Annotated in this window: 28 protein-coding genes and 1 tRNA gene; 13 read left to right on the forward strand and 16 right to left on the reverse strand. The window is 69.7% G+C overall.

Features of this window, described 5'->3' with window-relative positions; all coding sequences use genetic code 11:
- Window positions 1–56: 56 nt before the first annotated feature.
- Entirely contained in the window at window positions 57–1436 is a 1380-nt protein-coding gene (locus tag ACT535_RS00720) for a sensor histidine kinase (protein WP_476363017.1), read from the forward strand.
- Window positions 1433–2065, forward strand: a complete 633-nt coding sequence (locus ACT535_RS00725) for a response regulator (protein ID WP_476363018.1) — start codon at window positions 1433–1435, stop codon at window positions 2063–2065. Before ACT535_RS00720 ends, ACT535_RS00725 begins: the two co-directional genes overlap by 4 nt.
- A gap of 5 nt (window positions 2066–2070) precedes the next feature.
- On the opposite strand, the gene ACT535_RS00730 is transcribed toward ACT535_RS00725, so the two are convergent.
- The 12 genes from ACT535_RS00730 to ACT535_RS00785 all read right to left on the reverse strand — a co-directional run bounded on the left by ACT535_RS00730 (window position 2071) and on the right by ACT535_RS00785 (window position 11947).
- Complete coding sequence (locus ACT535_RS00730; protein WP_476363019.1) at window positions 2071–2463, reverse strand: RidA family protein; 393 nt, start codon at window positions 2461–2463, stop codon at window positions 2071–2073.
- Window positions 2464–3309 (reverse strand): alpha/beta hydrolase, encoded by an 846-nt coding sequence (locus tag ACT535_RS00735; RefSeq protein ID WP_476363020.1) that lies wholly within the window; start codon window positions 3307–3309, stop codon window positions 2464–2466.
- 15 nt (window positions 3310–3324) lie between these two features.
- Window positions 3325–4038 carry an ABC transporter ATP-binding protein gene (locus tag ACT535_RS00740; protein WP_476363021.1) on the reverse strand — a complete coding sequence of 238 codons (714 nt, stop codon included), beginning with the start codon at window positions 4036–4038 and terminating at the stop codon, window positions 3325–3327.
- Window positions 4031–4804: an ABC transporter ATP-binding protein gene (locus tag ACT535_RS00745; RefSeq protein ID WP_476363022.1), complete on the reverse strand. Its 774-nt coding sequence runs from the start codon at window positions 4802–4804 to the stop codon at window positions 4031–4033. Before ACT535_RS00745 ends, ACT535_RS00740 begins: the two co-directional genes overlap by 8 nt.
- Window positions 4801–5772: a branched-chain amino acid ABC transporter permease gene (locus ACT535_RS00750; RefSeq protein ID WP_476363023.1), complete on the reverse strand. Its 972-nt coding sequence runs from the start codon at window positions 5770–5772 to the stop codon at window positions 4801–4803. Before ACT535_RS00750 ends, ACT535_RS00745 begins: the two co-directional genes overlap by 4 nt.
- Before the next feature lie 34 nt (window positions 5773–5806).
- Window positions 5807–6742, reverse strand: a complete 936-nt coding sequence (locus tag ACT535_RS00755) for a branched-chain amino acid ABC transporter permease (protein ID WP_476363024.1) — start codon at window positions 6740–6742, stop codon at window positions 5807–5809.
- A gap of 123 nt (window positions 6743–6865) precedes the next feature.
- A complete protein-coding gene (locus ACT535_RS00760; RefSeq protein WP_476363025.1) occupies window positions 6866–7801 on the reverse strand; it encodes a hypothetical protein in 936 nt (311 codons plus the stop codon).
- Window position 7802: 1 nt separating this feature from the next.
- Entirely contained in the window at window positions 7803–8756 is a 954-nt protein-coding gene (locus ACT535_RS00765; RefSeq protein ID WP_038193438.1) for a hypothetical protein, read from the reverse strand.
- 28 nt (window positions 8757–8784) lie between these two features.
- Window positions 8785–9975 carry an ABC transporter substrate-binding protein gene (locus ACT535_RS00770; RefSeq protein ID WP_394067296.1) on the reverse strand — a complete coding sequence of 397 codons (1191 nt, stop codon included), beginning with the start codon at window positions 9973–9975 and terminating at the stop codon, window positions 8785–8787.
- Between the two features lie 90 nt (window positions 9976–10065).
- Window positions 10066–10887 carry a GntR family transcriptional regulator gene (locus tag ACT535_RS00775; protein WP_168456729.1) on the reverse strand — a complete coding sequence of 274 codons (822 nt, stop codon included), beginning with the start codon at window positions 10885–10887 and terminating at the stop codon, window positions 10066–10068.
- 256 nt (window positions 10888–11143) lie between these two features.
- Window positions 11144–11632, reverse strand: a complete 489-nt coding sequence (locus tag ACT535_RS00780; protein ID WP_476363026.1) for a GFA family protein — start codon at window positions 11630–11632, stop codon at window positions 11144–11146.
- 12 nt (window positions 11633–11644) lie between these two features.
- Window positions 11645–11947, reverse strand: a complete 303-nt coding sequence (locus ACT535_RS00785; protein WP_476363027.1) for a hypothetical protein — start codon at window positions 11945–11947, stop codon at window positions 11645–11647.
- On the opposite strand from ACT535_RS00785, the gene ACT535_RS00790 reads away from it, so the two are divergent.
- From ACT535_RS00790 to chrA, 10 genes are all read left to right on the forward strand, one after another.
- The gene (locus tag ACT535_RS00790; RefSeq protein ID WP_476363028.1) at window positions 11946–12281 is read left to right on the forward strand and encodes a hypothetical protein; all 336 of its coding nucleotides are present in this window, start codon (window positions 11946–11948) and stop codon (window positions 12279–12281) included. The two genes, ACT535_RS00785 and ACT535_RS00790, sit on opposite strands and share 2 nt — an antisense overlap.
- A gap of 63 nt (window positions 12282–12344) precedes the next feature.
- Window positions 12345–13628 (forward strand): TolC family protein, encoded by a 1284-nt coding sequence (locus tag ACT535_RS00795; protein WP_476363029.1) that lies wholly within the window; start codon window positions 12345–12347, stop codon window positions 13626–13628.
- Window positions 13625–14611, forward strand: coding sequence for a divalent metal ion exporter adaptor subunit IhpB (gene ihpB, locus ACT535_RS00800; protein ID WP_476363030.1), 987 nt, complete (start codon window positions 13625–13627; stop codon window positions 14609–14611). Before ACT535_RS00795 ends, ihpB begins: the two co-directional genes overlap by 4 nt.
- A gap of 27 nt (window positions 14612–14638) precedes the next feature.
- On the forward strand, window positions 14639–17839 hold the full coding sequence (locus tag ACT535_RS00805; protein ID WP_476363031.1) for an efflux RND transporter permease subunit: 3201 nt from the start codon (window positions 14639–14641) through the stop codon (window positions 17837–17839).
- A 17-nt stretch (window positions 17840–17856) separates the two neighbouring features.
- Complete coding sequence (locus ACT535_RS00810) at window positions 17857–18234, forward strand: hypothetical protein (RefSeq protein WP_476363032.1); 378 nt, start codon at window positions 17857–17859, stop codon at window positions 18232–18234.
- Between the two features lie 275 nt (window positions 18235–18509).
- Window positions 18510–18779 carry a hypothetical protein gene (locus tag ACT535_RS00815; protein WP_476363033.1) on the forward strand — a complete coding sequence of 90 codons (270 nt, stop codon included), beginning with the start codon at window positions 18510–18512 and terminating at the stop codon, window positions 18777–18779.
- A 23-nt stretch (window positions 18780–18802) separates the two neighbouring features.
- Window positions 18803–19210, forward strand: coding sequence for a hypothetical protein (locus ACT535_RS00820; RefSeq protein ID WP_476363034.1), 408 nt, complete (start codon window positions 18803–18805; stop codon window positions 19208–19210).
- A 151-nt stretch (window positions 19211–19361) separates the two neighbouring features.
- On the forward strand, window positions 19362–20408 hold the full coding sequence (locus tag ACT535_RS00825; protein WP_476363035.1) for a DMT family transporter: 1047 nt from the start codon (window positions 19362–19364) through the stop codon (window positions 20406–20408).
- Window positions 20409–20536: 128 nt separating this feature from the next.
- Complete coding sequence (locus ACT535_RS00830) at window positions 20537–21358, forward strand: chromate resistance protein ChrB domain-containing protein (protein WP_476363036.1); 822 nt, start codon at window positions 20537–20539, stop codon at window positions 21356–21358.
- A gap of 10 nt (window positions 21359–21368) precedes the next feature.
- Window positions 21369–22757: a chromate efflux transporter gene (gene chrA / locus ACT535_RS00835; RefSeq protein ID WP_476363037.1), complete on the forward strand. Its 1389-nt coding sequence runs from the start codon at window positions 21369–21371 to the stop codon at window positions 22755–22757.
- 231 nt (window positions 22758–22988) lie between these two features.
- Here the strand turns inward: chrA and ACT535_RS00840 are convergent.
- From ACT535_RS00840 to ACT535_RS00855, 4 genes are all read right to left on the reverse strand, one after another.
- Window positions 22989–23065: transfer RNA gene (locus tag ACT535_RS00840), tRNA-His, on the reverse strand.
- Window positions 23066–23234: 169 nt separating this feature from the next.
- Complete coding sequence (locus ACT535_RS00845) at window positions 23235–23435, reverse strand: hypothetical protein (RefSeq protein ID WP_168456792.1); 201 nt, start codon at window positions 23433–23435, stop codon at window positions 23235–23237.
- 49 nt (window positions 23436–23484) lie between these two features.
- The gene (locus tag ACT535_RS00850; protein ID WP_476363038.1) at window positions 23485–24444 is read right to left on the reverse strand and encodes a PDR/VanB family oxidoreductase; all 960 of its coding nucleotides are present in this window, start codon (window positions 24442–24444) and stop codon (window positions 23485–23487) included.
- A gap of 99 nt (window positions 24445–24543) precedes the next feature.
- Window positions 24544–25680 (reverse strand): NAD(P)H-dependent flavin oxidoreductase, encoded by a 1137-nt coding sequence (locus ACT535_RS00855; protein WP_476363972.1) that lies wholly within the window; start codon window positions 25678–25680, stop codon window positions 24544–24546.
- 91 nt (window positions 25681–25771) lie between these two features.
- Here ACT535_RS00855 and ACT535_RS00860 point away from each other — a divergent pair, with 91 nt between their 5' ends.
- On the forward strand, window positions 25772–26593 hold the full coding sequence (locus ACT535_RS00860; RefSeq protein ID WP_476363973.1) for a LysR family transcriptional regulator: 822 nt from the start codon (window positions 25772–25774) through the stop codon (window positions 26591–26593).
- Window positions 26594–26717 lie beyond the last annotated feature (124 nt).

Below are 26717 nucleotides of genomic sequence, written 5' to 3' on the forward strand. Positions count from 1 at the left end.
TAAGGTCTGCACCGGCATCGCGGCCGATGCCGCGGTGTCCGCCTGCGAGTGAACCGATGACCCGTCACCGCCTCGACCTCAAGCTCCGGCTGACCCTCCGGATCGCCGCGCTCATGGCGGTGTGTCTCGCCGGAGCGGTGGGCTGGCTGCTTCTCGACGGCGCGCGGGCGGGTGAAGCGCAGGTGGCCCGCATCGCTGATCTGATGGCCCGCGACCTCACGTTCCAGCGCCAGCAGATGCAATGGGTGCGCGGCGCGCCCGGCGTGTTCCCCGATCTCCAGCGCCTCGCGCCCGCCTTGATGGCACCGGGCCTGTGCATCGCCTTCCGGCCATCCGGCGCAGATGGACTACAGCGCCTGTGCAGCGGCGCCGAGCCGGACGACGGGCGCACGCCGGAGATCTTCCAGCGCCTCTATCAAGGCCTGTTTGGAGCCCGAGGCACGGCGGAACGCCCGGTCGAAGCGGGCGGGGCGGCGGAAGGCGTCGTCACCGTCAGCCTTGCCCCCGAGACGCTTGCGGGACGGGCATGGCGCGAGGTGAGCCGCCTCGCCGCGGTGGTTTCGGCCATGCTGCTGGTGCTGTGCGCCCTGGTCTATCTCGCCCTCGCGCGGGCGCTCCGGCCAACCCGCATCATCGGTGATGGGCTTGATCGCCTGACGCGGGGCGACCTCTCCGCCCGTATGCCGGCCTTCGATCTCGCCGAGCTGTCGGCCGTGGGGCAGGTGTTCAACACGCTGGCGGGACGGCTCGAAGCGGCGCTGGCGGAGAGCCGCAGCCTCACGCGTCGGCTGATCGCGGTGCAGGACGAGGAGCGGCGGTCCCTCGCCCGGGAGCTGCACGACGAATTCGGCCAAAGCCTCGCCGCCATCGGCGCGGTGGCGGCCCTTGCCGGCCAGACGGCGGCGCGCGACTGCCCGGCCCTCGTTCCCGAATGCCAGAGCATCGGCCGCACCGCCCAATCCATGATGCAGGCCCTGCGCGGCGCGCTGCTGCGCCTGCGCCCGCCGGAGGTGGAGGACCTCGGCCTCGTCGCCAGCCTCGAAGGGCTGGTCGCCGGCTGGAACGGCCGGCTCGGCGCCGCCACCCGCTTCAGCCTTGATGTCTCCGGCCGGCTCGATCCGCTGGAGCCGGCCTTCGCCGCGGGCCTCTATCGGATCGCGCAGGAGGCCATCACAAATGCCGCGAAGCACGCCGGCGCCTCCCGCGTGCAACTCGTGCTCGCGCGTGAACCGGGGCCGGCGGGCGATGTCGTGACCCTCACCGTGGAGGACGACGGCCGGGGCTCCCCGGCGCCGCCGGCGGACGGGTTCGGCTTGCTCGGCATGCGCGAGCGCGTTGCCGCCATGGGGGGCGACCTGTCCATCGCGACCGCTCCCGGCGGCGGGCTGCTGCTGCGCGCGCAGCTCCCGCTGCCGGCCGGGGAGGCCACGCCATGACCCAGCGCATCATGCTGGTGGACGACCACGCCGTGGTGCGCGAGGGCTACCGCGCCCTTCTGGACCGCCAGCCCGGCCTCGCCGTGGTGGCGGAGGCGGGGGAGGGCGCCGAGGCCTACCGGCTCTTCAAGCAGGCACGGCCCGATCTGGTCGTGATGGACCTGTCCCTGCCCGACTTCGGCGGCGTGGAGGCGATCCGGCGCATCCGGCAATGGGAGGGGACGGCGCGCATCCTCGTCTTCACCATGCACCAGAATGCGGCCTTCGCGGTGCAGGCCATCCGCGCCGGGGCGCAGGGCTATGTGACCAAGAGCAGCCCGCCGGAAGTACTGATCGGCGCGGTGCGGGACGTGCTCGCCGGCCGCATGGCGCTGAGCCCGGACATCGACCACGAACTGGCCCTCTCCCGGCTCAAGGACACCCCCGCCGTCGCCGATGTGCTCAGCCCGCGCGAGTTCGAGGTGCTGCGCCTGCTCCTCGCCGACCAAGGCACCGACGACATTGCCGAGACCTTGAACCTCAGCCCCAAGACGGTGGCCAACATCCGCTCCCAGATCCGGGCCAAGCTCGGCGTGCAGTCGGACATCGCATTGACCCTGCTGGCGCTGCGGCAGGGGATCACGGGCTGAGGAGATCAGGCCGCGGCGACGGCCACGGCCTCGATCTCGAAACGCCATTCGGGACGGGCGAGGGCGGCTGCGATCACCAGGGTGGAGGCCGGCTTGTTGCCGTTGAGCAGCTCCGTGCGCAGCGGCCCATAAGCAGGATAGTCCGCGGGATCGGTGAGGAAGGCCGTGACCTTGGCGAGGTCTCCGAGCCCCATGCCGGCCGCTGCGAGCACCGCCTCGAGATTGGCGAAGGCCGCGCGCACCTGCCCCTCGAAATGGGCGGGCACCTGCCCCGAGGCATCGATGCCCACCTGTCCGGAAATGTAGAGCGTGCGCACTGGCCCGCTCGCGAGCACGGCGGGGCTGTAGGGCAGGGCGGAATCGGCCGGGGTGGCGAGCACGGGCGAGAGGACGGTCATTCAGGCCTCCGAAGGGCGGGCGAGGGCGAGGATCGCGCGGGTGAGCGGATCGGTCCCGTCGGCCAGGGGATCGAGCAGGGTGAAATGGTTGCGCCGCGCCGGCTCCAGGGACTGCACGGCGCCGCCGCGCGCCGCCCACAGCTCGGCGAAATCGCGGCTCCAACGCTTGAAGCCGTCCGTCTCGTCGCCCCCGACGGCGGCCAGGAGCGGCATCAGCCGCGCACCGGGCGGAAGGTCGCCGAGGCGCAGCAGCGGGCTTGCCGCCGCCGCCTCCTGGGCGGAGAGGCGGAGGTCGGCATTGATGGAGGTGTGCCGGAGGGGGCGCAGGTCGTACACGCCGGACAGCCCGGCAAGAGCACAGATGGGGCCGCCGCCCCGCTCCGCCTGATCGAGCGCCAGCATGGCGGCGAGTTGCCCCCCGGCGGAATGGCCGGCCACGACGATGCGGGAGGGGCAGAGGGTGTCGATCACCCAGTGCAGCGCGAGGCGCATCTCGTCCACGATGTCGGCGACACGGACGCCGGGCACGAGGTCATAGCCTGGCGCCACCAGCGTCACCCCGGCGGCCATGCAGGGACCGGCGATGAAGGAGACATCGGACTTGTCCAGCGCCCGCCAGTAGCCGCCATGGATGAAGAAGAGTACCGGCGCCCCTTCGCCCGCCGGAAACACGTCCAGCAGACAGCGCGGCCCCGGCCCGTAGCGCTGGTCGAGCCGCCAGCCGCCGGTGGCGCGCAGCGCGGCGCCGAGGCGGCGGTGGCCGTCATAGACGCTCTCGCGCTCGGGATGCCGGCGGCGCAGGGCGTATTCGGCTTCGAGCGCGGGATCGATGAGGGTATGCGGCATTGGATTTCCGAAAACTCACAGGCCGAGATAGGCGGCGCGCACGCCGTCGTCATGGAGCAGATCCGTGCCCGCGCCGTCGCGGACGATGGCGCCCTCGGCGAGGACATAGCCGTGGGCGGCGCTGCGCAGGGCCATGCTCGCATTCTGCTCGGCGATGAGGAGGGACATGCCCTCGGCATTGAGGCGGCGGATGGTGGCGAAGATGTCCTGCACGACCTTGGGCGCGAGGCCCATGGAGGGCTCGTCCAGCAGGAGCAGGCGCGGGCGGCCCATGAGGGCACGGCCGATGGCCAGCATCTGCTGCTCGCCGCCGGAGAGCAGCCCCGCCGCCTGCCGCCGTCGCTCGGCGAGGCGCGGGAACAGCGCGAACACCATGTCGAGGTCGGCGGCGACACCCTGCGCCCGGCGCGGCCACAGCCGGCGGAAGGCGCCCATCTCCAGGTTTTCCTCCACCGTCATGGGCGCGAACACCCGCCGCCCTTCCGGCACCAGCGCCAGCCCGCGCGAGAGCCGGGCCGAGGTGGAGAGATTGGTGATGTCCGCGCCGTCGAAGAAGATGCGCCCGGCGGTGGGGCGGATGAGGCCGGCGAGGGTGCGCAGCAGCGTGGTCTTGCCCGCGCCATTGGCGCCGATGAGGCAGACGGACTGCCCACGCGCCACCTTCAGGGAAACCGCGTCCAAAACTTCGGTGCCGCCATAGCCGGCGACGAGGCTCTCCACCTCAAGCATCGGCCGCCTCCTCGCCGAGATAGGCGGAGAGCACCTCCGGGTGGCGACGGACCTCCTCCGCCGTGCCCTCGGCGATGCGGCGGCCGTTGCTGAGCACGAGGATGTCGTGGGAGAGCGACATGACCATGCGCATGTTGTGCTCCACCAGCAGCACGGTCATGCCGTCGCGGTTCAGGTCGCGGATGGTCTCGGCCATCCTGTCCGCCTCTGCGTGGGGCAGGCCGGCGGCGGGCTCGTCCAGCAGCAGCAGGCGGGGCTCGGAGGCGAGCGCGCGGGCAAGCTCCAGCACCTTCATCTGCCCGAAGGCCAGCGACCCCGCCGGCGCATGGGCCTTGGCGGCGAGGCCGAAGCGCTCCAAGAGGGCCATGGCGGCGGCCTCCATCGCCCGCTCCTCTGCGCCCACGGACGGGACGTGGAGGAGGGCGGACAGGGTGGTGGCCCGGCCGCGCAGATGGCGACCCACCATGACGTTTTCCAGCACGCTCATTTCGCGGAAGATCTGCAAATTCTGGAAGGTGCGGGCGATGCCGCGCCGGGCGCGCGCGTGGGTCGGCAGGCGATCGATGCGTGCGCCGTCGAAGTGGATGGCCCCCTCGGTCGGTGGGGTCACACCGGCGATCATGTTGAACAGGGTGGACTTGCCGGCGCCGTTGGGGCCGATCACCGCCTTGATCTCCCCGGCCTTCACCCGGAAGGAGAGATCATCCACGGCGGTGACGCCAGCGAAGCGGCAGGTGAGGTTTTCCACCTCCAGAAGGTCCGTCATGCCCGCCTCCTGCGGATGAGGGAGGCCAGCGCCGCCGGCACGCCGGCAAGGCCGCGGGGGAAGAGGATCAGCACCACCAGGAGGCCGAGGCCAAACAGCATCAGCTCGGCATCCTCGTAATCGAGCAGGATCTGCGGCACGGCGGTGTAGATGAGCGCGCCCAACATCGGTCCGTAGAAGGTGCCCGCCCCGCCGATGGCGACCATCACGAGGAGCATGATGGAGGGGGCGATGCCGAAGGTTTCCGGCGACGCATACTGGTTGATGTGGACGTAGAGGCTGCCGGCGATGCCAGCCATGCCGGCGCTCAGCACGAACACGGCGAGCTTGGTGCGGAAGCTGTCGATGCCCAGCGATTGCGCGCCGAGTTCATTGGTCGCCACCGCCCTGATGCTGCGGCCGATGCGCGAGGCGAGCAGGTTGGAGATGGCGAGCATCACCAAAAAGGCCACCGTCCACGCCAGCGGGAAGGCCTTCGCCTCGGTGTCCAGCGCATGGCCGAAGACCGAGAAGGGCTCGACGCCGAGGAGGCCGTTGGGGCCGCCGGTGAGCCCCACCAATTGGGTGAAGAAGACGACGAGGATGGCGTTCCACCCCAGCGTCGCCATGGCGAGGTAATGCCCCCGCAGGCGCAGCGCGGGGATGCCGATCAGCAGCGCGCCGAGCCCCGCGACGACGGCCGCCGCCGGCAGCCCGAGGAAGGGCGGCACGCCGTAGCGCACGTTGAGGATGCCGCTCGCATAGGCGCCGAGGCCGAAGAAGCCGGCGTGGGCGAGGGAGATCTGCCCGCCATAGCCCATCAGTAGGTTGAGCGAGGCGATGAGCACCAGATTGATGAGGGCAAGGTTGGCGAGGGAAATCCAGTAGGCGTTGGGCACCACGAAGGGCACCGCCGCCAGCACCAGCCACACCAGCGCGAGGCGGGCATGGCGGGAGACGCCGCGCCGGGGCAGGCGGCTGTGGGTCATCGGTCCGGTCTCCGCCTCCATGCTCGCCATGGCCTCACACCTTCACGATGTCGGCCCGGCCCAGCAGGCCGGAGGGGCGGACGAACAGGATGAGCAGCAGCACGGCGAAGGCGATGGCATCCTTGAAGGCGGAGGAGATGTAGAAGCTGCCGAACGCTTCCAGGAGCCCCAGCGCGAGCCCGCCCACCACGGCGCCCGGCAGGCTGCCGAGCCCGCCCAGCATGGCCGCGCTGAACCCCTTGAAGCCGAACATGGCGCCCTGGTCGTAGGACGCGAGGGTGAGCGGCGTGACGATGGCCCCGGCCAGCGCCCCCGCCAGCGCCGCGATGCCGAAGGAGAGCAGCACGGTGCTGCCCACGTTCACCCCGACGATGGCCGCCGCCTCCCGGTCCGCCGCCGCGGCGCGCAGCGCCTTGCCGAGGATGGTGCGCTCGAAGAAGGCATGCATCACCACGAGGAAGGCGAGGGTGATGGCGATGATCCAGAGCGTCTGGCTCTGGATGCTGACCCCGCCGAACGAGAGCGCCGTGTTGCCGGAGAAGCCGGCGTAGCCCACCGGCTTCTTGCCCAGCACAAGCATCACGAGGCTGCGGCTGACGATGGAGAGGCCGATGGTGACGAGGGTGATGACGAGGGCGTCCGGCTTCTTCAGCGGCTGCACCGTAAGCCGCTCGGAAAGAAGGCCGACCATGCCCACCAGCACCACTGCCGTCACCACGGCAAGCCCGATGCTGGAGAAGGCGCCGATAAGGAGGGCGGTGACCATGCCGCCCATCACCACCCATTCCCCCTGCGCGAAATTCATCGCGCCCGTGCTCTTGAAGACCACGTTGAAGCCGAGCGCCACCAGCGCATAGACGGCGCCCGTGCCGATGCCGGCGGAGAGGACCTGGAGGAGGGCGGTTGCGGTCTGCATGAGGTGACGGCCAGCCTTCGGCGCCTTGCGGAAATGATGGCCCCGAAGGGGCATGAAGATCCCGGCCGCCGCGCTCCGGAAGGATCAGGGCTTCCCCCCGATGGGCGCGGACGGCCGGGACAGGTCCGGGTCGGGCGCAGGGCCCGCCCGTTTCCTCGGAACGAGATGTCCGAGGGGTCAGAAGCTGCGCATGCGATTGGTCTCGAACAGCGGCACCATGACCCCGAGTTCGGCAAGACGGGTGCGGGCATTGCCGGCGAAGGTCGCGAGCGCGTCCTCCTCCGCCGCGCGCGGCGCGCCGCCGAGACCGGCATCCGCCGTGATCGCATCGGCTTGCGCCTCGGCCGCGGCGTGCTCGGGGGCGAGCCAGGGGCAGTGATAGCCCTTCAGCACCACGTCCCGCACATAGTCGGAAAGCTCGGCCGCGATGGTCTCGCGCTCCTCCTTGCTCCAGCCCTCGGCCTTGGCGGCGAGATAGAGCCAGCCGAAGGCGGCGTGGCGCTCCTTGTCGGCAATCACGAAGTCGAGCATGGACTGCACCGCCGGGTTGGTGGCGACGGCGCGCCAGGCCTTGGCCAGCTCCAGCTCCAGCCCGTCCTCGAAGGCGGCGTGGGCGGCGACATAGGCGTCGAGCAACTGGCCGGCATCCATCACGCGGCGGTGCAGGTGGCGGTTGAACACCGCCTCATAGGCCTTGGCGGCGGGGCGAGCGAGGCGGCCGCCGAAGGCCTCGGCGATCCGATCGTAGCACTCGACGTGCCAGGCTTCCTCGGTGTTGCGGGTGGTGAGGTAGAATTTCGGGTCGATCTCCCGGCCCACCTCCATGCAGAAGCGCACGATGAGGGCCGGCGTTTCGGTGAGGCCGGTGGCCTCCGTCCACACGCGCCGGCTCCAGGTTCGGCGAGCGGCGTCGCGCACTTCTTCCGGATAGGTCTCCGGATTGAGCGCGCTCCAGTCCACGTCGCGGTGCGGGTTCCAGCGGCCGGCCTTGCCCGTGTCGTAAAGGGCGCGGATTTCCGGCAGCGTGACGTTCATCTCGAGCGGGAAACGACGCTCAACCAAAAGCCGCACCGGCGGCAGGGAGGGTTCGGCCCGCGTGGCGTGAAGCGGCATGTCAGATCGTCCCGAGCTTGGGATGCGTGAACGGGGGCAGCTCGATGCCCAGCGCCCGCATCTGCTCGCGGATGCGCTGGACGGTGGCGATGAACACCGGCTTCTCCACCTCTTCCACGGTGGAGCCGAGGCCCGCCTCGTAGGTGATGCGGTCGGCTTCCACCTCAGCGTTGGAGGCCGGGTTCTCCGGCGCCAGCCACGCGCTGTGGTAGCCGTTCAGCTCCACCTTCTCCATCATGGTGATGACGGCATCCTCGATCATCTTCTTCTGCTCGGGCGTAAGCTGTTCGCAGATGGCTTCGAGGAAATACCAGCCGAAGGCGCAGTGCCGGCTCTCGTCGCGCATGATGTAGCGCACGATCTGCTTGGCGACGGGATCGTGGGTGACGTCGTTCAAATGCTTGAAGACGTCGAAGGCGATCTCCTCGGCCGTGCAGACGAGGGCGGCGATGATGCCCTCCAGCGGCACGTCCGCATTCAGCGCGGCGCGACGCACGCCGTGGGTCGAGACCGAGCCCTCGAACAGCTGCTGCACCGGCTTCTCGATATAGCCGCCGAGCTTCTCCGCCATGGCGTGGCACGCTTCGGCGTGGCGTGCTTCTTCCTGGGAACGGATGGTAAAGAAGAGCTGCATGTCGGAGGGGCGGTTCTCCACCCCGAACCGCACCTGCAGCGCCGGGCTTTCGGAGATGGCGCCGTACTCGCTCCACGCCCTCCGGCTCCAGTAGAGCCGCGCCGCGTAGCGCTGCTCCTCGGTGTATTTCGAGGGATCGAGCTGGTCCCAGTCCACGTCGGTCTTGGGGTCCCACTGGTTCCGTGTCGCTGCATGGAACAGCTCGCGGATGCGCGGCAGATCCGAATTGAAGGTCAGCGGAAAGCGGTCCTCGGGGGCGTCCAGCAGCGTCTGGACCACCTCGAACGCCTGCTCGGCGGACATGTCTCGCGAAAGGGCCATGGCTGTTTCCTCCCGTTGGTGTTTCCCGTCAGGCGTAGTCGGCGAGGTTGAAGCGGCCGTCCCGCCAGTTGACCAGCACGATGTCCTGCTTGGAGAGACCCGAATGGCGCTCCGGCGAGAAGGTGAAGACGCCGGAGATGCCGGGGAAATCCTTGATCTGCTCCATGCCCTGCGTGAGCTTGGAGACGTCGCCCCCCACCTTCTTCAGCGCCTCGCGGGCAAGCAGCGCCGCGTCGTAGGATTCCGCCGCATAGATGCTGGCGGGACGCTTGAAGCGGGCCTCATAGGCCTTCATCAGCTTGAGGATGCCGGCCTTGAGCGGGTCGCTGTCCGGCAGCTGGTCGCCGACCGGCAGCTTGAGGCTGGCGAGCAGCAGGGTGTTCGCGGCATCGCCGGCGAGCTTCATGTAGTCGGCGGAGACGAAGCCGTAGCTGTGGATCAGCGTCTTCTTGTCGAGGCCCAGCTGCTGCGCCTGCTTGAGGAAGACGACGCCGGCCGGCGTCACCGTCCAGCAGATGATGGCCTCGGCACCGGCATCGCGGATGCGGGTCAGCTGGGGCATCATGTCGGTGTCGGAGGGGGCGAAGGATTCATACATCACGTCGAGGCCGCGCTTCGGCCCGACGATCTTCATCTGCCCCACCGCGCCCTGGCCGAAGCCGGACGTGTCGGCGATGAGCGCCACCTTCTTGATCTTCTTCTTGTCGAGATAGTCGGCGATGCGCTCCAGCACGTCGCCGTCATCCACCGTGCTCTTGAACACATACTGGCGCTCCGCCACCGGCGTGACGATGGCGAGCGCGCCCTCGGATGAGATGAAGGGCACCTTTGCGGCGTTGGTGATGGGCGCCATGGCGAGGGCGATGCCGCTCATGTTGCCGCCGCTGAGGATCACCTCCACCTTGTCCTGGCTGATGAGCCGGCGGGTGGCGGTGATGCCCTTCTGGGTCTGGCTCTCGGCGTCGTAATAGGTCCACTCGATCTTGCGGCCGCCCATGCCGCCCGCCGCATTGAACTCGTCCACCGCGAGTTCGAGGCCCGCCTTCATGTCCTCGCCGAGGAAGGCTGCCGGGCCGGTCACGGAGAGGATGGAGCCGACGCGCAGCGGCTCGGCGGCGCGGGCGGCGCTGCTCCACAGGCCGGCCACGGTCCCGGTGCCGGTGGCCGCGAGGGCGGCGGCGGGCACCATCTTCAGGAAGCTGCGTCGTCCGAATTGCACTTCTGGCCTCCTCTGGAAGGGCGCTTGGTGCGCCTCGTTCATCGTGCGCCGGACGGAATGCCCGGAGCGGAAACGGCTGCGGGCGTGCGGTCAGTCGTCGTGGACGCCGCTGCGGTCCATATCGGCGGCGGGGCCGCCGTCGCGGGAAAGGGGGACACTCAGCGAATAGCGCACGAGATCGGCGCGATGCACCGTGTGGCCGGACAGAGCGAGGCGGCCGGTGGCGTCGCGATAGCTCAGCGCGCGGATCAGCACCGGCGCGCCCTTGGCGAGGTGCAGATATTCCACCTCCTCCGGTCCCGCGACGCCGGCCTCTATGGTGAAATCGCCGGTCTTCAGGTCCACTGCCTGCCACAGGCGGTGGAGCGGCGAGCCGTGCACCGCCTCTTCCGTCCAGTCGGCGGTGAGGTCGGCCGGCAGATAGCGATAGTCGATGGCGAGCGGCACCCGGGCCGCCGCGCGCAGGCGCTTGATGAAGAGGACCTTCGCGCCGACTTCGGTCTCGAGGCTTGCCGCGATGGTTTCGTCCGCCGCGATGCGCTCGAAGGCGAGCACGGTCGCCTGCATGGGCATGCCGGTGGCGGCCCACTGGTTCAGGAAATCCATGCCGGGATTGAAGCGCTCTTCCAGCTTGCGCACGGCGACGAACGTGCCGAGGCCGCGGCTGCGGGTGAGCAGGCCCTCCTGCACCAGCTCCGCCACCGCCTGCCGCGCGGTGTCCCGGCTGACCGAGAACATGGCGCAGAGCTGCTCATCCGAAAAGAAGCGCCGGTCGCCCTGGTCCCACTTGAGGATGAGGCCGATGAGCCGCTGCTTGATCTGGGCATAGAGCGGCAAAGGGGAGGCGCGATCGAGGGGCGGGAAAGGCCCTTCGGCGTCCAGTGCGGCAACGCTGGTCAACGTCTCGGACATGGTGCGAAACCTGCTGCGTAACCTGGCGCCGGAGCCTGGCGGAGCGTGCTCCAGCCGGCTTTATATGAATGTAGGATCAAGCATACATTTCGCGCAATAGCTTTCTGCGTCCCGGTTGGCGAGCCGGCACGGCGCCCTCGAAGTCGGCCTGATCTTCGTGGCCGCGAACGGCGAAGGGCGGGGAGCGCGAGGCAGGGGAAGGCTGCCCGAGGGGATCACGCCAGAGCCATGCCGTCGGGACGCCCGCCGTCCCTCCCTATTCGCTGAGAAGGTCGAGCCGCCTGTGCCACGCCTCAAGGGATTCGCCGGGCCAGGTGCCGCTTCGGACGTGATCGGCCCCGCTCGGCACATCCACCCAGTGTGGTGCATAGTCGAGGCCTGCTTCCACCACCTCGGGCGGTCTCGGCAGTGGCGTATCGATGACCGACGCGTGGGGGTGGATAAGCTCCGGCCATCGTGGATCCCAAAGCCACAATGCGCTTCCGCATTCCCCGCAGAAGTTTCGTTCGGCCGGTGATCGCGTTGCCCGGCGGCCGGGCTCGCGAAGGACCGCATGGAACGCCTTCACATGCTTGCGCCCACGAACCTTCAGGCTCTGCGCCTTCGCCCCAAGATTGATCGCGAAGCCGCCGCTCCCGGCTGTCTTTCGGCAGATGGAGCAGTGGCAGTGCATGAAGGGGACCGGACAGTGAGCCTCCACGGTGAACCGGACGGCGCGGCAGTGGCACGAACCTTCGAGATGCATGGTTTGCTCCCATCAACAACGGGAAAAACGCTCGGGACGGGATTGCGTTGCCGGCTGGCCCATCGTGAGAGGGCGCCCCGGAGCACCCGCCCGAACCCGCAGCGCATTATTCTCTATCCGAGGGGGGAAGAAGCCCATCGACGCCGCGCCCCACATCGACTGGCCGCGAGGCGGCTTGATGTTGTCACCGTGCTTGACATTCCAGGTGGGGTTGGGCTCTCTCCTCGCCATGCTCCGAACCTCGGCATGGCAGTTTGCACGTTTGTGGTCGCTGGCGCTGCGCCGGTTGATCGCGGCCTGCGTCGTGCTGTCCATGGTTGCGGCCCCCGTCGCCGCCGGGCTTCTCACCCATCATTCGGACGATCTGGACAGTCCCGCCTTCGCGGCGGCCGTGGCCGTTGCGGATGCTGCCATTCCGCCGGCGGCTCAACCGGATGCGGCCGTCGACAGCGCCAAGAGCGGCGACGCCGCCCAGCCGAAGCATATCGTTCCCGCCGCAGACCATGATTGCCATGGCTGCGCCGCCGTGCTCCTCCCCGCCGCCGATGCCACCCGGCTGACCGAGGTGGTGGCTGTGACGGGCGCCCCTAGCCCGGCCTTCGGCGCCGGCCGCGCCATTCCCGCCGACCCCCGCCCCCCGCGCGCCTGATCCCCTCTGTTCGCGCGCCGATGCCCTGCATCGGCCCATCGCAATCAGACTCCGGATCAGATCATGCCGCCCCGTGCAAACGGGCAGGCTCTCGCGCTCGCGCTCGGGGCAGCATTCGCGCTGCTTTCCGCTCTGCCCGGCCGCGCGGAGACCCAACGCCCGCTGACCCTTACCAGTGCCCTCGCGAGCGCGCTCGCTGCCAATCCACGGCTCACCGCCGCCGAACGTGACATCGGCATGGCCGCCGGCCGCGACCGGCAAGCCGCGGCGCTGCCGAATCCGAACCTCTCGCTGGAGGTGGACAACGCGTTCGGCTCCGGGCCCTACCAGGGGCTGGACCTTGCCGAGCAGACGCTTCAGATCAGCCAGCTGGTCGAGCTGGGCGGCAAGCGGGAGGCCCGCATGGCGGCCTCCGGCGCCGGCGTCGGCATCGCCCGCTGGGAGCGCGAGGCCATCCGCCTGCAGGTGCTGGCGGAGACGACGGCCGCCTTCGCCGGGGTCCTCGGCGCGCAGCAGCGGGTCAATATCCTCCAGGCCCAGGCCGAAGCCATCGGCCGGCTCTCGCCCCTTCTCCAGCAACGGGTGGAAGCGGGCGCATCGTCGCCATCCGAAATCTCCCGCGCCCGGGTGGCGGCAGATTTCGCGCGGGTGGAGCTGGACCGCGCCAAGGCGGCCCTCGGCACGGCCCGGCGCGAGCTGGCCCTCCTCATGGGGCTCGGCGCCGCGAACTTCTCCCGCGTCACGGGCAATCTGGTGCGGGTGGCGCCCCCGCCGCCGCTGCCCCAGCTGCTGAAGTCCGCGCAGGGCAACCCGCAGCTTACCCGCTTCACCGCCCTTCAGGCCCAGCGGCGCGCCGAGCTGCGTTCCGCCCAGGCGAAGGCGGTGCCGGACGTCACACTCGGCGTCGGCTACCGGCACTATAACGAGACCGCCGACAGCGGGATGATCTTCACCCTGTCGGTGCCCATCCCGCTGTTCGACCGCAACGAGGGCGGCATCAGCGAGGCGCGGGAATCCCTCCTGAGGGCGGAGGCGGAGGAGCAGATCGCCCGCAGCGCGCTGGTGTCCCAGCTCGGGCGCGCCCACGACCAATTGAAGGCCGCCTTCGATGAGGTTGCGCTGCTGCGCGGCAGCACCATTCCCGGCGCGCGCAGCGCCCATGAAGGGGTCGAGACCGGCTACGCCCAGGGCCGCTACACGCTGCTGGAACTGCTCGACGCGCAATCCGCCCTCACCGACGCATCCCTGCGCGAACTCGACGCGCTCGTCACCTATCACACCGCGCTCGCGACCATCGAAGGCCTCACCGGCCGCCCCGTCGCCTTCGCCAAGGGAAAATCCAAATGAGCCGTTCTGCCCGACGGGACCTCGCGATGCTGCTCGTCGGCCTGCTGGCCGGAGCGGGTGCCGCCTACACATTCTCGGACCGCGCCGCGCCGGTGGGCGGCAGCCATGCGGCGGAAGACAGCCACGCCGAAAAGGCGGAAGGCGGCCACGGCGACAGCCATGGCGAAGGTGCCGTGGAGCTGGACGACGCCAAGCTCGCTGCCGCCGGCATCGGCTTGGAGACGGCCGCTCCCGGCACCCTGCGACAGACGCTCCGGCTCAACGGGCTGGTGCAGACCAACCAGGAAGCCGTCGTGCAGGTGACGCCGCGATTTCCCGGCATCGTCCGCGAGATCCGCAAGCGCATCGGCGACACTGTGCAGAAGGGCGACGTGCTCGCGGTGATCGAGAGCAACCAGAGCCTCACCAGCTACGACCTGAAGGCACCCTTCGCCGGCACCGTGGTCGACCGTCAGGTGGCGCTCGGCGAATACGCCTCCGAGCAGAAGCCGTCCTTCGTCGTCGCCGATCTCTCGACGCTCTGGGTGGATCTCTCCGTCTACCGGCGCGACTTCGCCCGCGTGCGGGTGGGCGACGCGGTGGCCATCGACCCGGACGACGGGGCGCCGCCCATCATCGGCAAGGTCTCCTACGTCTCGCCCATCGGCTCGGCGGACACCCAGTCGGCTCTCGCGCGGGTGGTCATTCCGAATGACGGCCTGCGGCTGCGCCCGGGGCTCTTCGCCAGCGGCACCATCACCCTCGCCGAGCAGCCCGTGGACCTCGCGGTGCGCCTCTCGGCCCTGCAATCCATCGAGGGGCGCACGGTGGTCTTCGTGCGCAACGGCGACGCCTTCGAGCCCCGCGACGTGGAGACCGGCGCGCGCGATGGCACGTTCGCCGAGGTCGTGTTCGGCCTCATGCCGGGCGACGTCTACGCGGCGAAGAACAGCTTCGTGGTCAAGGCGGAACTCGCCAAGGGGAGCGCCAGCCATGAGCATTGAGACGGGGCTCCAGCAGGAGTGCGTGCGATGATCGACGCCATCCTCGCCTTCTCCATCCGTCAGCGCTGGCTGGTGGTTCTCGCCTGCCTGATGGTGGGCGCGTTCGGCGCCTGGAACTTCACCCGCCTGCCCATCGATGCGGTGCCGGACATCACCAACGTCCAGGTGCAGATCAACACCCAGGCGCCGGGCTTCTCGCCGCTGGAGGTGGAGCAGCGCATCACCTTCCCGATCGAGACCGCCATGGGCGGCCTGCCGGGGCTCCAGTACACGCGCTCGCTCTCGCGCTACGGGCTCTCGCAGGTCACCGTGGTGTTCCGCGACCGGACCGACATCTACTTCGCGCGCCAGCTCGTCAACGAGCGCATCCAGCAGGCGAAGGACCAGCTGCCCCAGGGCGTCGAGACCGCTCCGGGGCCGATCTCCACCGGCCTCGGCGAAATCTACATGTACACGGTGGAGGCCAAGCCCGGGGCGAAGAAGCCGGACGGCACGCCTTTCACACCTGCCGAGCTGCGCACGATCCAGGACTGGATCATCAAGCCCCAGCTGCGCACCGTGCCGGGGGTGGTTGAGGTCAACACCATCGGCGGCTACGAGCGTCAGTTCCACGTGCTGCCCGATCCCGCGCGTCTGATGGCCTATTCCATCTCGTTCCGGGACGTGATGGCCGCGCTCGCCGCCAACAATGCCAATGTCGGCGCAGGCTATATCGAGCGCAACGGCGAGCAGTATCTGGTGCGCACGCCCGGTCAGGTGGCCGGCGCCGAGGACATCCGCGACATCGTCATCGGATCGAAGGGCGGCACGCCCATTCGCATCGGCGACGTCTCCGAGGTGCGCGAAGGCCGGGAGCTGCGCACCGGCGCCGCGACCTTGAACGGCGAGGAGGTGGTGCTCGGCACCACCATGCTGCTGATCGGAGAGAACAGCCGCACCGTCGCCCAGCGCGTGGCGGCGCGCCTGGAGCAGATTTCCCGCTCCCTGCCGGAGGGCGTCGTCGCGCGGGCCGTCTATGACCGGGCACACCTTGTGGAAGCCACCATCGCCACGGTGGAGAAGAACCTCGTCGAAGGCGCGCTCTTCGTGGTGGTGGTGCTGTTCGTGCTGCTCGGCAATTTCCGCGCGGCGCTGGTGACGGCCTGCGTCATCCCGCTCTCCATGATGCTCACCATCACCGGCATGGTGGAGAACAAGGTCAGCGCCAATCTCATGAGCCTCGGCGCCATCGACTTCGGCATCATCATCGACGGCGCGGTCATCATCGTCGAGAACTGCCTGCGCCTTCTCGCAGAGGAGCAGCACCGGCGCGGCCGCCTGCTGACGCGCGCGGAGCGCTTCGAGACCATCCTCGCGGGCGCGAAGGAGGTGATCCGGCCAAGCCTGTTCGGCACGCTCATCATCGCCGTCGTCTATCTGCCCGTGCTCACCCTCACCGGGGTCGAGGGCAAGATGTTCACGCCCATGGCCATCACGGTGCTGATGGCGCTGGGGGCGGCGGCGCTGTTCTCCATGACCTTCGTGCCGGCGGCGGTGGCACTGCTCGTCACCGGCAAGGTCTCGGAACACGAGAACTTCATCATGCGCGCGGCGCGGCGCCTGTACACGCCGCTGCTGGACGCGGCCATCAACCTGCGCGCCCTCGTGGCCGTCGGCGCGGCGGTGCTGGTGATCGCGTCGGGCGTCGCCGCCTCCCGCATGGGCGGCGAGTTCATCCCGAGCCTCGACGAGGGTGATGCCGCCATCCAGGCGCTGCGGGTGCCCGGCACGAGCCTCACCCAGTCGCTGGAGATGCAGCAGGCGCTGGAGAAGGCCCTGCTCGGGGTGCCGGAGGTGCGGGAGGTGTTCGCCCGCACCGGGACGGCGGAGGTCGCGACGGACCCCATGCCGCCCTCCATCTCCGATGGCTACGTGATGCTGAAGCCGCGCGGCGAATGGCCGGATCCGGGCAAGGCCAAGAGCGCGGTGATGGAGGACATCGAGAAGGCGGCAGAACGGGTGGCGGGCAGTAATTACGAGCTCTCGCAACCCATCCAGCTGCGCTTCAACGAGCTGATCTCGGGCATCCGCTCCGACGTGGGCGTGAAGATCTTCGGCGACGATCTCGACACGCTGCTCCAGGTGGCAGGGCAGGTGGAGGCGGTCATGCGCACCGTCCCCGGCGCCGCCGACGTGAAGAGCGAGCAGGTCTCGGGCCTGCCCATGCTCACGGTGGCGCTGAACCGGCCTGCCATGGCGCGCTACGGCGTGAGCGTGGCGGAGGTGCAGGAGCTGATCGAGATCGCGGTCGGCGGGCGCGAGGCCGGTGTCCTGTTCGAGGGCGACCGGCGCTTCGACATCATCGTCCGCCTGCCGGAGAACCTGCGCACGGACGTGGAGGCGCTGCGTGATCTGCCGATTCCCCTGCCGCCGGCCGCGCCGGAACGGGCGGTGCGCGCCGCCTGGACGCCGGCCGCCACGGGGCAGATCCGCTATGTGCCACTCTCGGCCATCGCCAGCCTCTCGGTGTCCCCCGGCCCCAACCAGATCAGCCGGGAGGACGGCAAGCGGCGCATCGTGGTGAGCGCCAACGTGCGCGAGCGGGACCTCGGCTCCTTCGTCTCCGAGGCCCAGCGGCAGGTGGCCGAGAAGGTCCGGCTGCCGGCGGGCTACTGGATCGGCTGGGGCGGACAGTTCGAGCAGCTCGTGTCGGCGACGCAGCGCCTCGCCATCGTGGTGCCCATCGCGCTGCTGCTCATCTTCCTGCTGCTGTTCATGAGCTTCGGGTCGATGGCCGATGCGGCGCTGGTATTCTCCGGGGTGCCGCTGGCGCTTACCGGCGGGATCGCGGCCCTGATCCTGCGCGGGCTGCCGCTCTCCATCAGCGCCGGCATCGGCTTCATCGCCCTGTCCGGCGTGGCGGTGCTGAACGGCCTCGTCATCATCGCCTTCATCCAGAAGCTGCGGGCCGAGGGTCGCGACATCGTCACCGCCGTCCGGGAGGGGGCGCTGACGCGCCTGCGCCCGGTGCTGATGACGGCGCTGGTCGCCTCCCTCGGCTTCGTGCCCATGGCCATCGCCACCGGCCCCGGCGCGGAGGTGCAGAGGCCGCTCGCCACCGTGGTCATCGGCGGCATCGTCTCCTCCACCATCCTCACCCTGCTCGTGCTGCCGGCGCTCTACGTGCTGTTCCGGCGCGAGCCCAAACCCGCCGCCCCGCCCGAACCCGCGGCGGCCGCATCCCACTGAGCCCAAGGAGAAACCCCATGCTCAAAAGCCTGATCGTCGCCCTCAGCCTCGTCGCCGCCGGCCCGGCCCTCGCCCAGCACGCCCATGGCGCCCAGAAGGGGCCGAACGGCGGCCCCATGGAGGACGTGGCGGGCGTTCATGTGGAGTTGGTCGTCGCCGGGGAGGCCGTGACCTTCAATCTCATCGACGAGGCGGGCAAGCCCCTCAGCGCCGTCGGCTTCACCGGCTCCGCCATGGTTGCGGCCGGGACCGAACGCAAGACGCTGCCGCTCGCTGCCGCTGGCGAGGCCCTCTCCGGGAAGGCGCCCGCGCCGGTCGCGAAGGGCGCCGCCGTGACCCTGCTCATCAAGACGCCGGCCGGGAAGTCCGGCCAGGCGAAGTTCACGGCGCCGTAGGACCCACCGATGGCACGGTATCGAAGGCTTGGCGGGGCGGCTGCGGCCGTCGCCGCCCTGCTCGGCCTCGGGTCGCCGGCGCTCAGCCTGGACCCGCGGCCGAGCACCTATCGCGAAAGGGCGAAGCACGACTTCCGTGATGTGCAGCTCGGCCTCGCCCACCCCGCACCCGAGGGGCGCAGCACGCCTGTCACCCCTCCGGCCACGCAGGGACGGTCCCGCTGGCCGGCCACCGCCCCCAGCACTTCCGCCACACCCATCATGAAAGGCACGCCATGAAAGGCCTGCGCTACACAAGTCTCATCTGCCTGGCTCTCGGCAGTCTTGCCGTGGGCCCGGCCCTCGCAGGCGGTATCCAATCCGCGCGGCCGGCAAGCGCCTCGGACGCCGGCTGCGAGCACGGCAGCGCCGGCGCGCACAACCTCTTTTGCGCGAAGACCAAATCGGAATGCATCAGCAGCAACCGCGCATTCCGGCCGCACGAGATCACCCATTGCACCATCCGCTACGACCAGTGCATGCGGGTGTGGGGCACGGCCAAATGAGGGCCGTGCCATCCTCAGCGTGGATGCCGCATTCCTTCGGGGCGCTCGCAGCCCTTCTTGTGCTCGCGCCGGCGCAGGCGAGCGAGAGCCACAGCGAGCGCGATCTGGTCCAGGCCTTCACCCTCCAGAACCTCGCCGTCTATTGCGGCCAGTTCACGCCTTCGGCCTTGTCTCAGACGGTCGGCAAGGACGGCGGGGTCAACGGACTGGCCCATCACGTTAAGACGGAAGCCGCGGCCCAGCTTCCGGAGGAGGATGCGGAGCGCCTCGTTCGCCGGTCCGCCGACGCGGCGCGCGCCATCGCGCTGATGGCGGTGCGCAGCCATTATGACGCCGATCGTGGCGTGGAAACCGCCCGCATCACCCAATGGTGCGACTCTGCCGTGGTGCCTGAGGTGCGCCGATATGTCGAATCCCATGCGGCGGAATAGCGGGGCTGAACCCGGACGGCTGCTGGGAGGCGTTCCTTCGCGTTGACCATGCCGCCGAGAACCTATCTGTGCGCATAATGGGAGTATCGGCACCAACCGTTTCACCCCCCGCACCGCCAGCGGATAGACGTGCTCCCATGGGGAGATAACCATGAACATCGGGATCATCTTCGGTCTGCTGTCCGCCCTGCTGTTCGGCGCGAGCACGCCGCTCGCCAAGCTGCTTCTCGGCGCCGTCGATACCTGGATGATGGCCGGCCTTCTCTATCTCGGGGCAGGCGTGGGCCTCGCCGCTGTCCACCTGTCCCGGGCCGCGCTCCGGCTGCCGGCGGTGGAAGCGCCGCTGCGAAGGAGCGACGTGCCATGGCTCGCGCTGGTGATTCTCGCGGGCGGCATCCTCGGCCCCTTGCTGCTCATGTTCGGCCTCGCCCGGACCGATGCCGCCAGCGCATCCCTACTGCTCAATCTGGAAGGCGTGGCGACCATGGCCATCGCCTGGATCGCCTTCCGTGAGAATGTGGACAGACGCCTCCTTCTGGGCGCGCTCGCCATCCTCGCCGGCGCCGCGCTGCTGTCATGGCAGGGCCGGGCGACGCTCGACCTCGGAGCCGCGCTGATCGCGGGCGCGTGCCTGTGCTGGGGCATCGACAACAACCTCACCCGGAAGCTCTCCTCCGCCGATCCGGTGCAGATCGCCATGCTCAAGGGGCTGATCGCCGGAACCATCAATCTCGTGATCGCCCTCGGCCACGGAGCCGCCTTTCCCGCGTTGGGGATCGTAGGGGCGGCCGCGGTGGTTGGCTTCTTCGGCTATGGCGTCAGCCTCGCCCTGTTCGTGCTCGCGCTGCGCCACCTGGGTGCCGCGCGCACCGGCGCCTATTTTTCGCTCGCGCCGTTCGTGGGCGCGGTCCTTGCCATTGCGCTGCTCGGCGAGGCGGTGACGCCCCAGCTCGTGATCGCGGGCCTCCTGATGGCGCTCGGCCTCTGGCTGCACCTCTCCGAACAGCATGAGCACGAGCACGCCCACGAGGCGCTGGAGCACGAGCACCGCCACCGCCACGACGCGCACCACCAGCACGCCCACGATGCGGACACGCCGTCCGGTGAGCCGCACAGCCATTGGCACCGGCATGCGCCGATGATGCACCGGCACCCGCACTACCCGGACATCCATCACAGGCACGGACACGGCGCATAAGCGTTCTGCGGGGTTGCGCGTGGATCAGCGGTCTGGCTAATCTGTCCCCAAGGGGCTCCCGCGATTGCCCCGTGAGGCGCCAGCCTGAAATCGCGTCCTTTCTCCCCTCTGCCCAGGGATGGACGCTCGTGCCTTCAAACACTGAAATAACCGTGGCGCAGCTCGGTCGCCTCGTCGGCCTGCCGACCGCGCCCGTCATCATCGACGTGCGCACCGACGACGACTTCGCCGCCGACCGGCGAATGCTGCCGGCGGCCCTTCGGCGATCCCATGCGAACGTCGCGGACTGGCGCCCCGCCTTGGCGGGACGCTCCGTCGTCGTGGTCTGCCAGAGGGGCCACAAGATCAGCCAGGGCGTGGCCGCGTGGCTGCGGATCCAGGGCGTTGCGGCGGAAACGCTGGAAGGCGGCTTCGCGGCGTGGCGGGACGGCGGCGGAGTGCTCTTCTCCGAGGCCGCCCTGCCGCCGCGCGATGCGGCCGGGCGAACGGTTTGGGTCACGCGCGCCCGCCCGAAGGTGGACCGCATCGCCTGCCCCTGGCTCATCCGCCGCTTCATCGATCCCGACGCGGCCTTCCTCTATGTCGGCGCCTCCGAAGTGGAAAGCGTCGCATCGACCTTCGGCGCCGCGCCTTTCGACATCGACGGCGCGTTCTGGAGCCACCGCGGCGACGGCTGCACCTTCGACACCATGATTGCGGAGTTCGGGCTCCGGTCCCCCGTCCTCGACCACCTCGCGGTCATCGTCCGCGCCGCCGACACGGCACGCCTCGACCTCTCCCCCCAGGCGGCAGGCTTCCTCGCGGCCTCCCTCGGCCTCTCCCGCATGTATCGGGACGACCTGCAGCAGCTCGACGCCGGCATGCTGCTCTACGACGCCTTCTATCGCTGGTGTCGGGACGCCGTGGAGGAAACCCACAACTGGCCCGCCGGCCAGCAGAAGCAGGGCTGAGGGGCGCGCCATGGCCATCACCCTGGAAACGAGCGGCCAGGCCGCAGCACCCGCGCGCCCGACGTTCCCCGAGGCCGTGAAAGTTTGGGCCAAGATCGGTTGCCTGAGCTTCGGCGGCCCGGCCGGGCAGATCGCGCTCATGCACCGGGAACTGGTGGAGGAGCGCCGCTGGATCGGCGAGCAGCGGTTCCTGCACGCGCTGAACTATTGCATGCTCCTGCCCGGCCCCGAGGCGCAGCAGCTCGCCACCTATATCGGCTGGCTCATGCACCGCACCGCGGGCGGGCTGGTGGCCGGCCTGCTGTTCGTGCTGCCCGGCGCCGTCGTGATGCTGGCGCTCAGCATCCTCTATGCGCTGTACCGCCATGTGCCGCTCATCGATGCCGCTTTCCTCGGCGTGAAGGCGGCCGTGCTGGCGGTGGTGGTGGATGCACTGCTGCGGATCAGCCGCCGCGCGCTGAAGAACCGCCACATGGTGGCGATCGCCGGCCTCGCCTTCCTGGCCATCTATGTCCTGCACATCCCGTTCCCGCTCATCATCCTCGCCGCCGGCCTCGCCGGATGGGCGGGCAGGCGCGCCGCGCCGGATCTGTTCCAGAGCGCGGGCCACGCGAGCGCCAAGGCCGACGCCGATGGTGTCGTGGACCAGATGTTCGAGCGGGGAGAGCTGGCCCATGCCGAGCCATCGCTGCGGCGGGCGGCCGGCATCATCGCGGTCTGGCTGCCCCTGTGGCTCGGCCCGGTCGTTGTGCTGTGGGCGACCTTCGGCAGCGACAGCGTGTGGACGCAGATCGGCTCCTTCTTCAGCCTGATGGCGGTCGTCACTTTCGGCGGGGCCTATGCGGTGCTCGCCTATGTGGCGCAGGCGGCGGTGGACGGCTTCGGCTGGCTCGCGCCCGGCGAGATGCTGGATGGCCTCGGCCTCGCCGAAACCACGCCCGGCCCCCTCGTCATGGTGCTGCAGTTCGTCGGCTTCCTCGCCGCCTATCGTGCGCCCGGCGTTCTCAATCCGATGCTGGCGGGGTGCCTCGGCGCCCTGCTGACGCTCTGGGTGACGTTCGCGCCGTGCTTCTTCTGGATCTTCCTCGGCGCGCCCTACGTGGAGGCCCTGCGCGGCAACCGTGCGCTCGGGGCAGCCCTGTCCGCGATCACGGCGGCGGTGGTGGGCGTGATCCTGAACCTCGCCTTGTGGTTCGCCGTCCACGTCGTCTTCCGGCAGGTGGTGAGCGTGGACTGGCACGGCATCGGGCCGGACCTGCCCGTGCTCGCCTCCATCGACTGGCGGGCGGCCGCGCTCTCCGCGATGGCCATGCTCGCCATGTTCCGGCTGAGGCTGGGGATGCTCCCGACGCTCGCCGCATGCGGGTTGGCGGGAGTGGTGCTCTCGGTATTGGGCTGAGGCCGCGGCCTGTCGGAATGGCGCCGCCGGTCGCCGGAGAGGGTCACGGTCGTCCCGCCCGGATTCCCAGCAGGGAGGGCAGGGGATTCGCTGCGTCGAGGCCAACGGGGCGTGCGGCGCGCACGATCCCCGTTGCGGCTGTTACCGGCAGCCACTACCCCGTGTCGACAGAAGCTTGCAGCTGCGCCCCGGCCGTCCGGCGACAAGTCACGTATTGTGAAGAGGCTTCAATGGTACAGGTGGGTGGGCTCGAACCACCGACCTCCGGTTCCACAGACCGGCGCTCTAACCAACTGAGCTACACCTGCACGGCTCCGGCGCGTCGGGGCGCCGGAAGAGAGGGCGGAACCTACGCGGGGCGCTCCGCAATTTCAAGGGGGCGCAAGCCGCTGGCCACAGCGGCATTGTGCGCAGGGTAAAACCGAGCACCGGCGCGGCTTCGCGCCGGCTCGGCCCGGCGCGAAGGGGGCTGCGGCCTCAGTTGGCCCGGGAGGGGACGTCCTCGTCCTGCACCAGCTCCTCCACCTTGGTCATGATGGAGACCCAGGTGCGATGCTCCTCCACCTTGCCGCCGATCTCGAAGCTCTCGGCCATGCGGTGGGCGAAGGCGACGCCCTCCGGCCCGTATTGCTCGGCGATGATGAAGGCGGTGCGCCAGACATCTTCCTCGGTCACCATGGGTCTCATCCTTCCTTCGCCCCGGGGCAGCTTGCGCGAAGTGGAATTGTCACAAATCCAACACCAGCAGGTCGCCTTTGGCGCGCGAGACGCAGGCCAGGAACCAGCCCTGTTCCTTCTCCTCGGGCTTCAGGCGCTTGTCGCGATGGTCCACCTCGCCCTCGAGCACCTTCACCTTGCAGGTGCCGCAGGCGCCCTGCTCGCAGGAGGTGGGGATCTTAACGCCGGCTTCCTCCATGGCGGTGGAGACGGAGCGGTCGCCGGGGATCTTGATGACCTTGCCGGTGGACGCGATCTTCACGTCGAACACCTTGTCCAGCAGCGGGGGCGGCGCCTTGCCGGTGAAGCGCTCCACATGGATGCGGTTGACGCCGAAACCCTTCTGCTGGGCGCTGGCGATGATGGGATCGAGCCACCAGTCCACGCCGCACAGGAAGAGGTGCGTGTCGTCGGGCCGGTCCGAGAGCAGGTTTGCGGCGTTGAGGCGCGGCTCGGTGGCCTCGAAATAGAAGGTGGTGTTGGCGGCGAAGGCCGACGCCTCAATGGTGGACTTGAACGAGCCCGGCGAGCCGCCCGCGAAGAGGTAATGGAACTCGAACGGGATGTTCTTCGCCTTGAGATGATCGGCGATGGAGAGGATGGGCGTCGCGCCGATGCCGCGGGCGAAGAGCAGCGCGCGCTTGGTGTCGCGCGGCACGGCGAAGCGGTTGCGCGGGGTGCCCACGGCGAGGCGGTCGCCCTCGTTCACCTGCTGGAACAGGGCCTTGGAGCCGCCCCGGCTGTTGGCGTCCTTCCACACGCCGATCACGTAGCGATGGCGCTCGCTCTCGCTGTTGATGAGCGAATACTGCCGCACCAGGCCGCCGGGGATGCTCACATCCACATGGGCACCCGCGGTGAAGGGCGGCAGTTCGCCGCCCTCGGCGGGGACCAGCTCGAAGGAGGCCATGTTTTCGGCCTCGATCGTCTTCTTGGCCACGATCACCGGGCTTAGGGCATCGTCCGACATCGCATCCTCCAAACCATCCGCACAGGAACGCTGATGGAGGAGGTGCAAACGGGAGGCCAGTTTCGCTGCGGTGCGGGAGGTGGTGTCCCCGTGTGGCGGCTAGGCGAGCCGCGCCAGGGCCTCAGCGGCGAGCTTGTGCGTGAGGTCCGCGGCCGGCAGGCGCGGGCTCAGGGCTGCGGACTGGCCGCACCAGAGGTTGGTGAAGTCGTCCCGCCCCTTGGCTTCCGCCTTCGCGCGCAGCGGGGCAAGGGCGCCGCCGGAGGTCGGGAAGGCCGAGGCCTCCGGCGCGATGGGGCCAATCTCGCGCATGACGCGGTTCATGATGCCGCGCGCCGGGCGGCCGGTGAAGATGTTGGTGAGGGCGGTGCTCTCGTCGGTCGCCGCCTCCAGCGCGGCGCGATGCACGGCGGGCACCTTCGCCTCCGGCGAGAACAGGAAGGCGGTGCCGATCTGCACCGCCGAGGCCCCCAGCGCCAAAGCCGCCACGATGCCGCGCGCATCGGCGATGCCGCCGGCGGCGATCACCGGCACCTTCACCGCATCCGCCACCTGCGGCACCAGGGAGAAGGTGCCCACCTGCCGGGCCACGTCCTGCCAGCCGATGGGCGTCTGGGAATAGTCGCCGCCGAGGAAGAGGGCGCGATGGCCGCCGGCCTCGAACCCCATGGCGATGATGGCGTCGCAGCCGTGGTCCTCCAGCCAGCGCGCCTCGGCGACCGTGGTGGCGGAGGAGATGATCTTCGCACCCGTGGCCTTCACCCGGGCCACGAGGTCCGGCGCCGGCAGGCCGAAATGGAAGCTCACCACCTCGGGGCGCACCTCCTCCACCACCGCGCAGAAGGTGGCGTCGAACGGCGCGCGGGAGGGGGAGGGTGTGCTGGCGGCCGGGTCCAGTCCGGCCTCGACGTAATAATCGGCCAGCCGCGCCCGCCAGCGGAGCGCCCGCGCCGGATCGTCCTGCGGCGGGGTGTGGCAGAAGAAGTTGAGGTTCAGCGGTTGGCCCGGGAGGCCGGCGCGGATCTTCGCCACGGCAGCCTTCAGATCGTCCGCCCCGTACATGGCGCAAGGCAGGGAGGCGAGGCCGCCGGCCGAGCCCACCGCGATGGCGAGTTCCGGCGAGCCGGGTCCAGCCATGGGGCCGAGCAGGATGGGATGCTCGATGCCGAACAGATCAAGGATGCGCCGGTCCGGCCAGCGGGCGGCGGCAATGGGGGCATCGGGCGTGGCGGCGGTCATGGCGTCGGTCTCCCGCAGGGTGGTCGCCATTATCGCGCTTCCGTCGATCATTGAAATTGAAACATTCTGATATTATCGTTCACTTCTGATGATGGATTTGCGCGATTTCCGCTTCTTGGAAGCCGTGGCCGACACGGGAAGCGTCACCCGTGCCGCCGGGCGGCTCGGCTGCGTTCAGTCCAACGTCACCACCCGGCTGCGGAAGCTGGAGGAGAGGCTCGGCCAGAAGCTGGTGGAGCGCATCGACGGCCGCATGGTTCCCACGGCGGCGGGGGTGCTGGCCCTGGACTATGGCGCGCGGATCGTCCGCCTGTCGGAAGAGGCCGAGAAGCGTCTGCGTTCGGCCGCCGAGGCTTTCCCTCCGCTGCGCCTCGGCACCATGGAGACCACCGCCGCTGTGCGCCTGCCGCCCCTGCTGAAGGCGGCGCGGGCGAAGCTGCCGGAGCTGCGCCTGTCCATCACCACTGGTACCAGCGGCGAACTGGTCGCGGCGCTCGGGCGGGGTGACATTGATCTCGCCTTCGTGGCCGAGGAGGCGGCGGAGGCGCGTTTTGCCAGCGTGCCGCTGTTCGAGGAAGAGCTGGTGGAGGTACTGCCTGTCGGCGGGGCGGCGGAGGCGGCGGCCGTCGTCTTCCGGGCGGGCTGCTGCTACCGCGCGCGCTTCGCCGAGGCCTTCGGCGAACTTCCTCTGCTGGAACTGGGCACCTTGGATGGCATCATGGGCTGCGTCGCGGCCGGGCTCGGGCGCACGCTTCTGCCGGCGGCGGCGGTGGAGCGCTGGCGCCGGGCGGGGGAGGTGGAGATCCGTCCCCTGACTGCCGGGCGGGGCCTTGTACGCACGCTGGCGCTGTTCCGCGCGGCAAGCCCGTCCCGCCGCTCCATCGATGCCCTGATCGCCCTCGCTGGTTTCTGATCCGCACGTTCGTCTTTGAGCAGCCTCGCGTGATTGTGCGCAGCCGCATGTAACGTCGGACGTCCGAAACGCGAACACGCCCGTAGAAACCACATGTCGTCTGCGGCGTTTATCCGGGAGGCGG

This window comes from Xanthobacter sp. DMC12, from assembly GCF_056314105.1.

Coding starts and splice junctions, on each gene's coding strand:
- ACT535_RS00750 (WP_476363023.1), bottom strand. CDS start 5,772: ATGACCCACAGCCGCCTGCCCCGGCGCGGCGTCTCCCGCCATGCCCGC.
- ACT535_RS00745 (WP_476363022.1), bottom strand. CDS start 4,804: ATGACGGACCTTCTGGAGGTGGAAAACCTCACCTGCCGCTTCGCTGGC.
- ACT535_RS00790 (WP_476363028.1), top strand. CDS start 11,946: ATGGTTGCGGCCCCCGTCGCCGCCGGGCTTCTCACCCATCATTCGGAC.
- ACT535_RS00740 (WP_476363021.1), bottom strand. CDS start 4,038: ATGCTTGAGGTGGAGAGCCTCGTCGCCGGCTATGGCGGCACCGAAGTT.
- ACT535_RS00720 (WP_476363017.1), top strand. CDS start 57: ATGACCCGTCACCGCCTCGACCTCAAGCTCCGGCTGACCCTCCGGATC.
- ACT535_RS00805 (WP_476363031.1), top strand. CDS start 14,639: ATGATCGACGCCATCCTCGCCTTCTCCATCCGTCAGCGCTGGCTGGTG.
- ACT535_RS00755 (WP_476363024.1), bottom strand. CDS start 6,742: ATGCCCCTTCGGGGCCATCATTTCCGCAAGGCGCCGAAGGCTGGCCGT.
- ACT535_RS00820 (WP_476363034.1), top strand. CDS start 18,803: ATGCCGCATTCCTTCGGGGCGCTCGCAGCCCTTCTTGTGCTCGCGCCG.
- ACT535_RS00845 (WP_168456792.1), bottom strand. CDS start 23,435: ATGGTGACCGAGGAAGATGTCTGGCGCACCGCCTTCATCATCGCCGAG.
- ACT535_RS00785 (WP_476363027.1), bottom strand. CDS start 11,947: ATGGACAGCACGACGCAGGCCGCGATCAACCGGCGCAGCGCCAGCGAC.
- ACT535_RS00735 (WP_476363020.1), bottom strand. CDS start 3,309: ATGCCGCATACCCTCATCGATCCCGCGCTCGAAGCCGAATACGCCCTG.
- ACT535_RS00810 (WP_476363032.1), top strand. CDS start 17,857: ATGCTCAAAAGCCTGATCGTCGCCCTCAGCCTCGTCGCCGCCGGCCCG.
- ACT535_RS00815 (WP_476363033.1), top strand. CDS start 18,510: ATGAAAGGCCTGCGCTACACAAGTCTCATCTGCCTGGCTCTCGGCAGT.
- ACT535_RS00765 (WP_038193438.1), bottom strand. CDS start 8,756: ATGGCCCTTTCGCGAGACATGTCCGCCGAGCAGGCGTTCGAGGTGGTC.
- ACT535_RS00760 (WP_476363025.1), bottom strand. CDS start 7,801: ATGCCGCTTCACGCCACGCGGGCCGAACCCTCCCTGCCGCCGGTGCGG.
- ACT535_RS00850 (WP_476363038.1), bottom strand. CDS start 24,444: ATGTCGGACGATGCCCTAAGCCCGGTGATCGTGGCCAAGAAGACGATC.
- ihpB (WP_476363030.1), top strand. CDS start 13,625: ATGAGCCGTTCTGCCCGACGGGACCTCGCGATGCTGCTCGTCGGCCTG.
- ACT535_RS00725 (WP_476363018.1), top strand. CDS start 1,433: ATGACCCAGCGCATCATGCTGGTGGACGACCACGCCGTGGTGCGCGAG.
- ACT535_RS00775 (WP_168456729.1), bottom strand. CDS start 10,887: ATGTCCGAGACGTTGACCAGCGTTGCCGCACTGGACGCCGAAGGGCCT.
- ACT535_RS00825 (WP_476363035.1), top strand. CDS start 19,362: ATGAACATCGGGATCATCTTCGGTCTGCTGTCCGCCCTGCTGTTCGGC.
- ACT535_RS00855 (WP_476363972.1), bottom strand. CDS start 25,680: ATGACCGCCGCCACGCCCGATGCCCCCATTGCCGCCGCCCGCTGGCCG.
- ACT535_RS00780 (WP_476363026.1), bottom strand. CDS start 11,632: ATGCATCTCGAAGGTTCGTGCCACTGCCGCGCCGTCCGGTTCACCGTG.
- ACT535_RS00795 (WP_476363029.1), top strand. CDS start 12,345: ATGCCGCCCCGTGCAAACGGGCAGGCTCTCGCGCTCGCGCTCGGGGCA.
- ACT535_RS00730 (WP_476363019.1), bottom strand. CDS start 2,463: ATGACCGTCCTCTCGCCCGTGCTCGCCACCCCGGCCGATTCCGCCCTG.
- ACT535_RS00860 (WP_476363973.1), top strand. CDS start 25,772: ATGGATTTGCGCGATTTCCGCTTCTTGGAAGCCGTGGCCGACACGGGA.
- chrA (WP_476363037.1), top strand. CDS start 21,369: ATGGCCATCACCCTGGAAACGAGCGGCCAGGCCGCAGCACCCGCGCGC.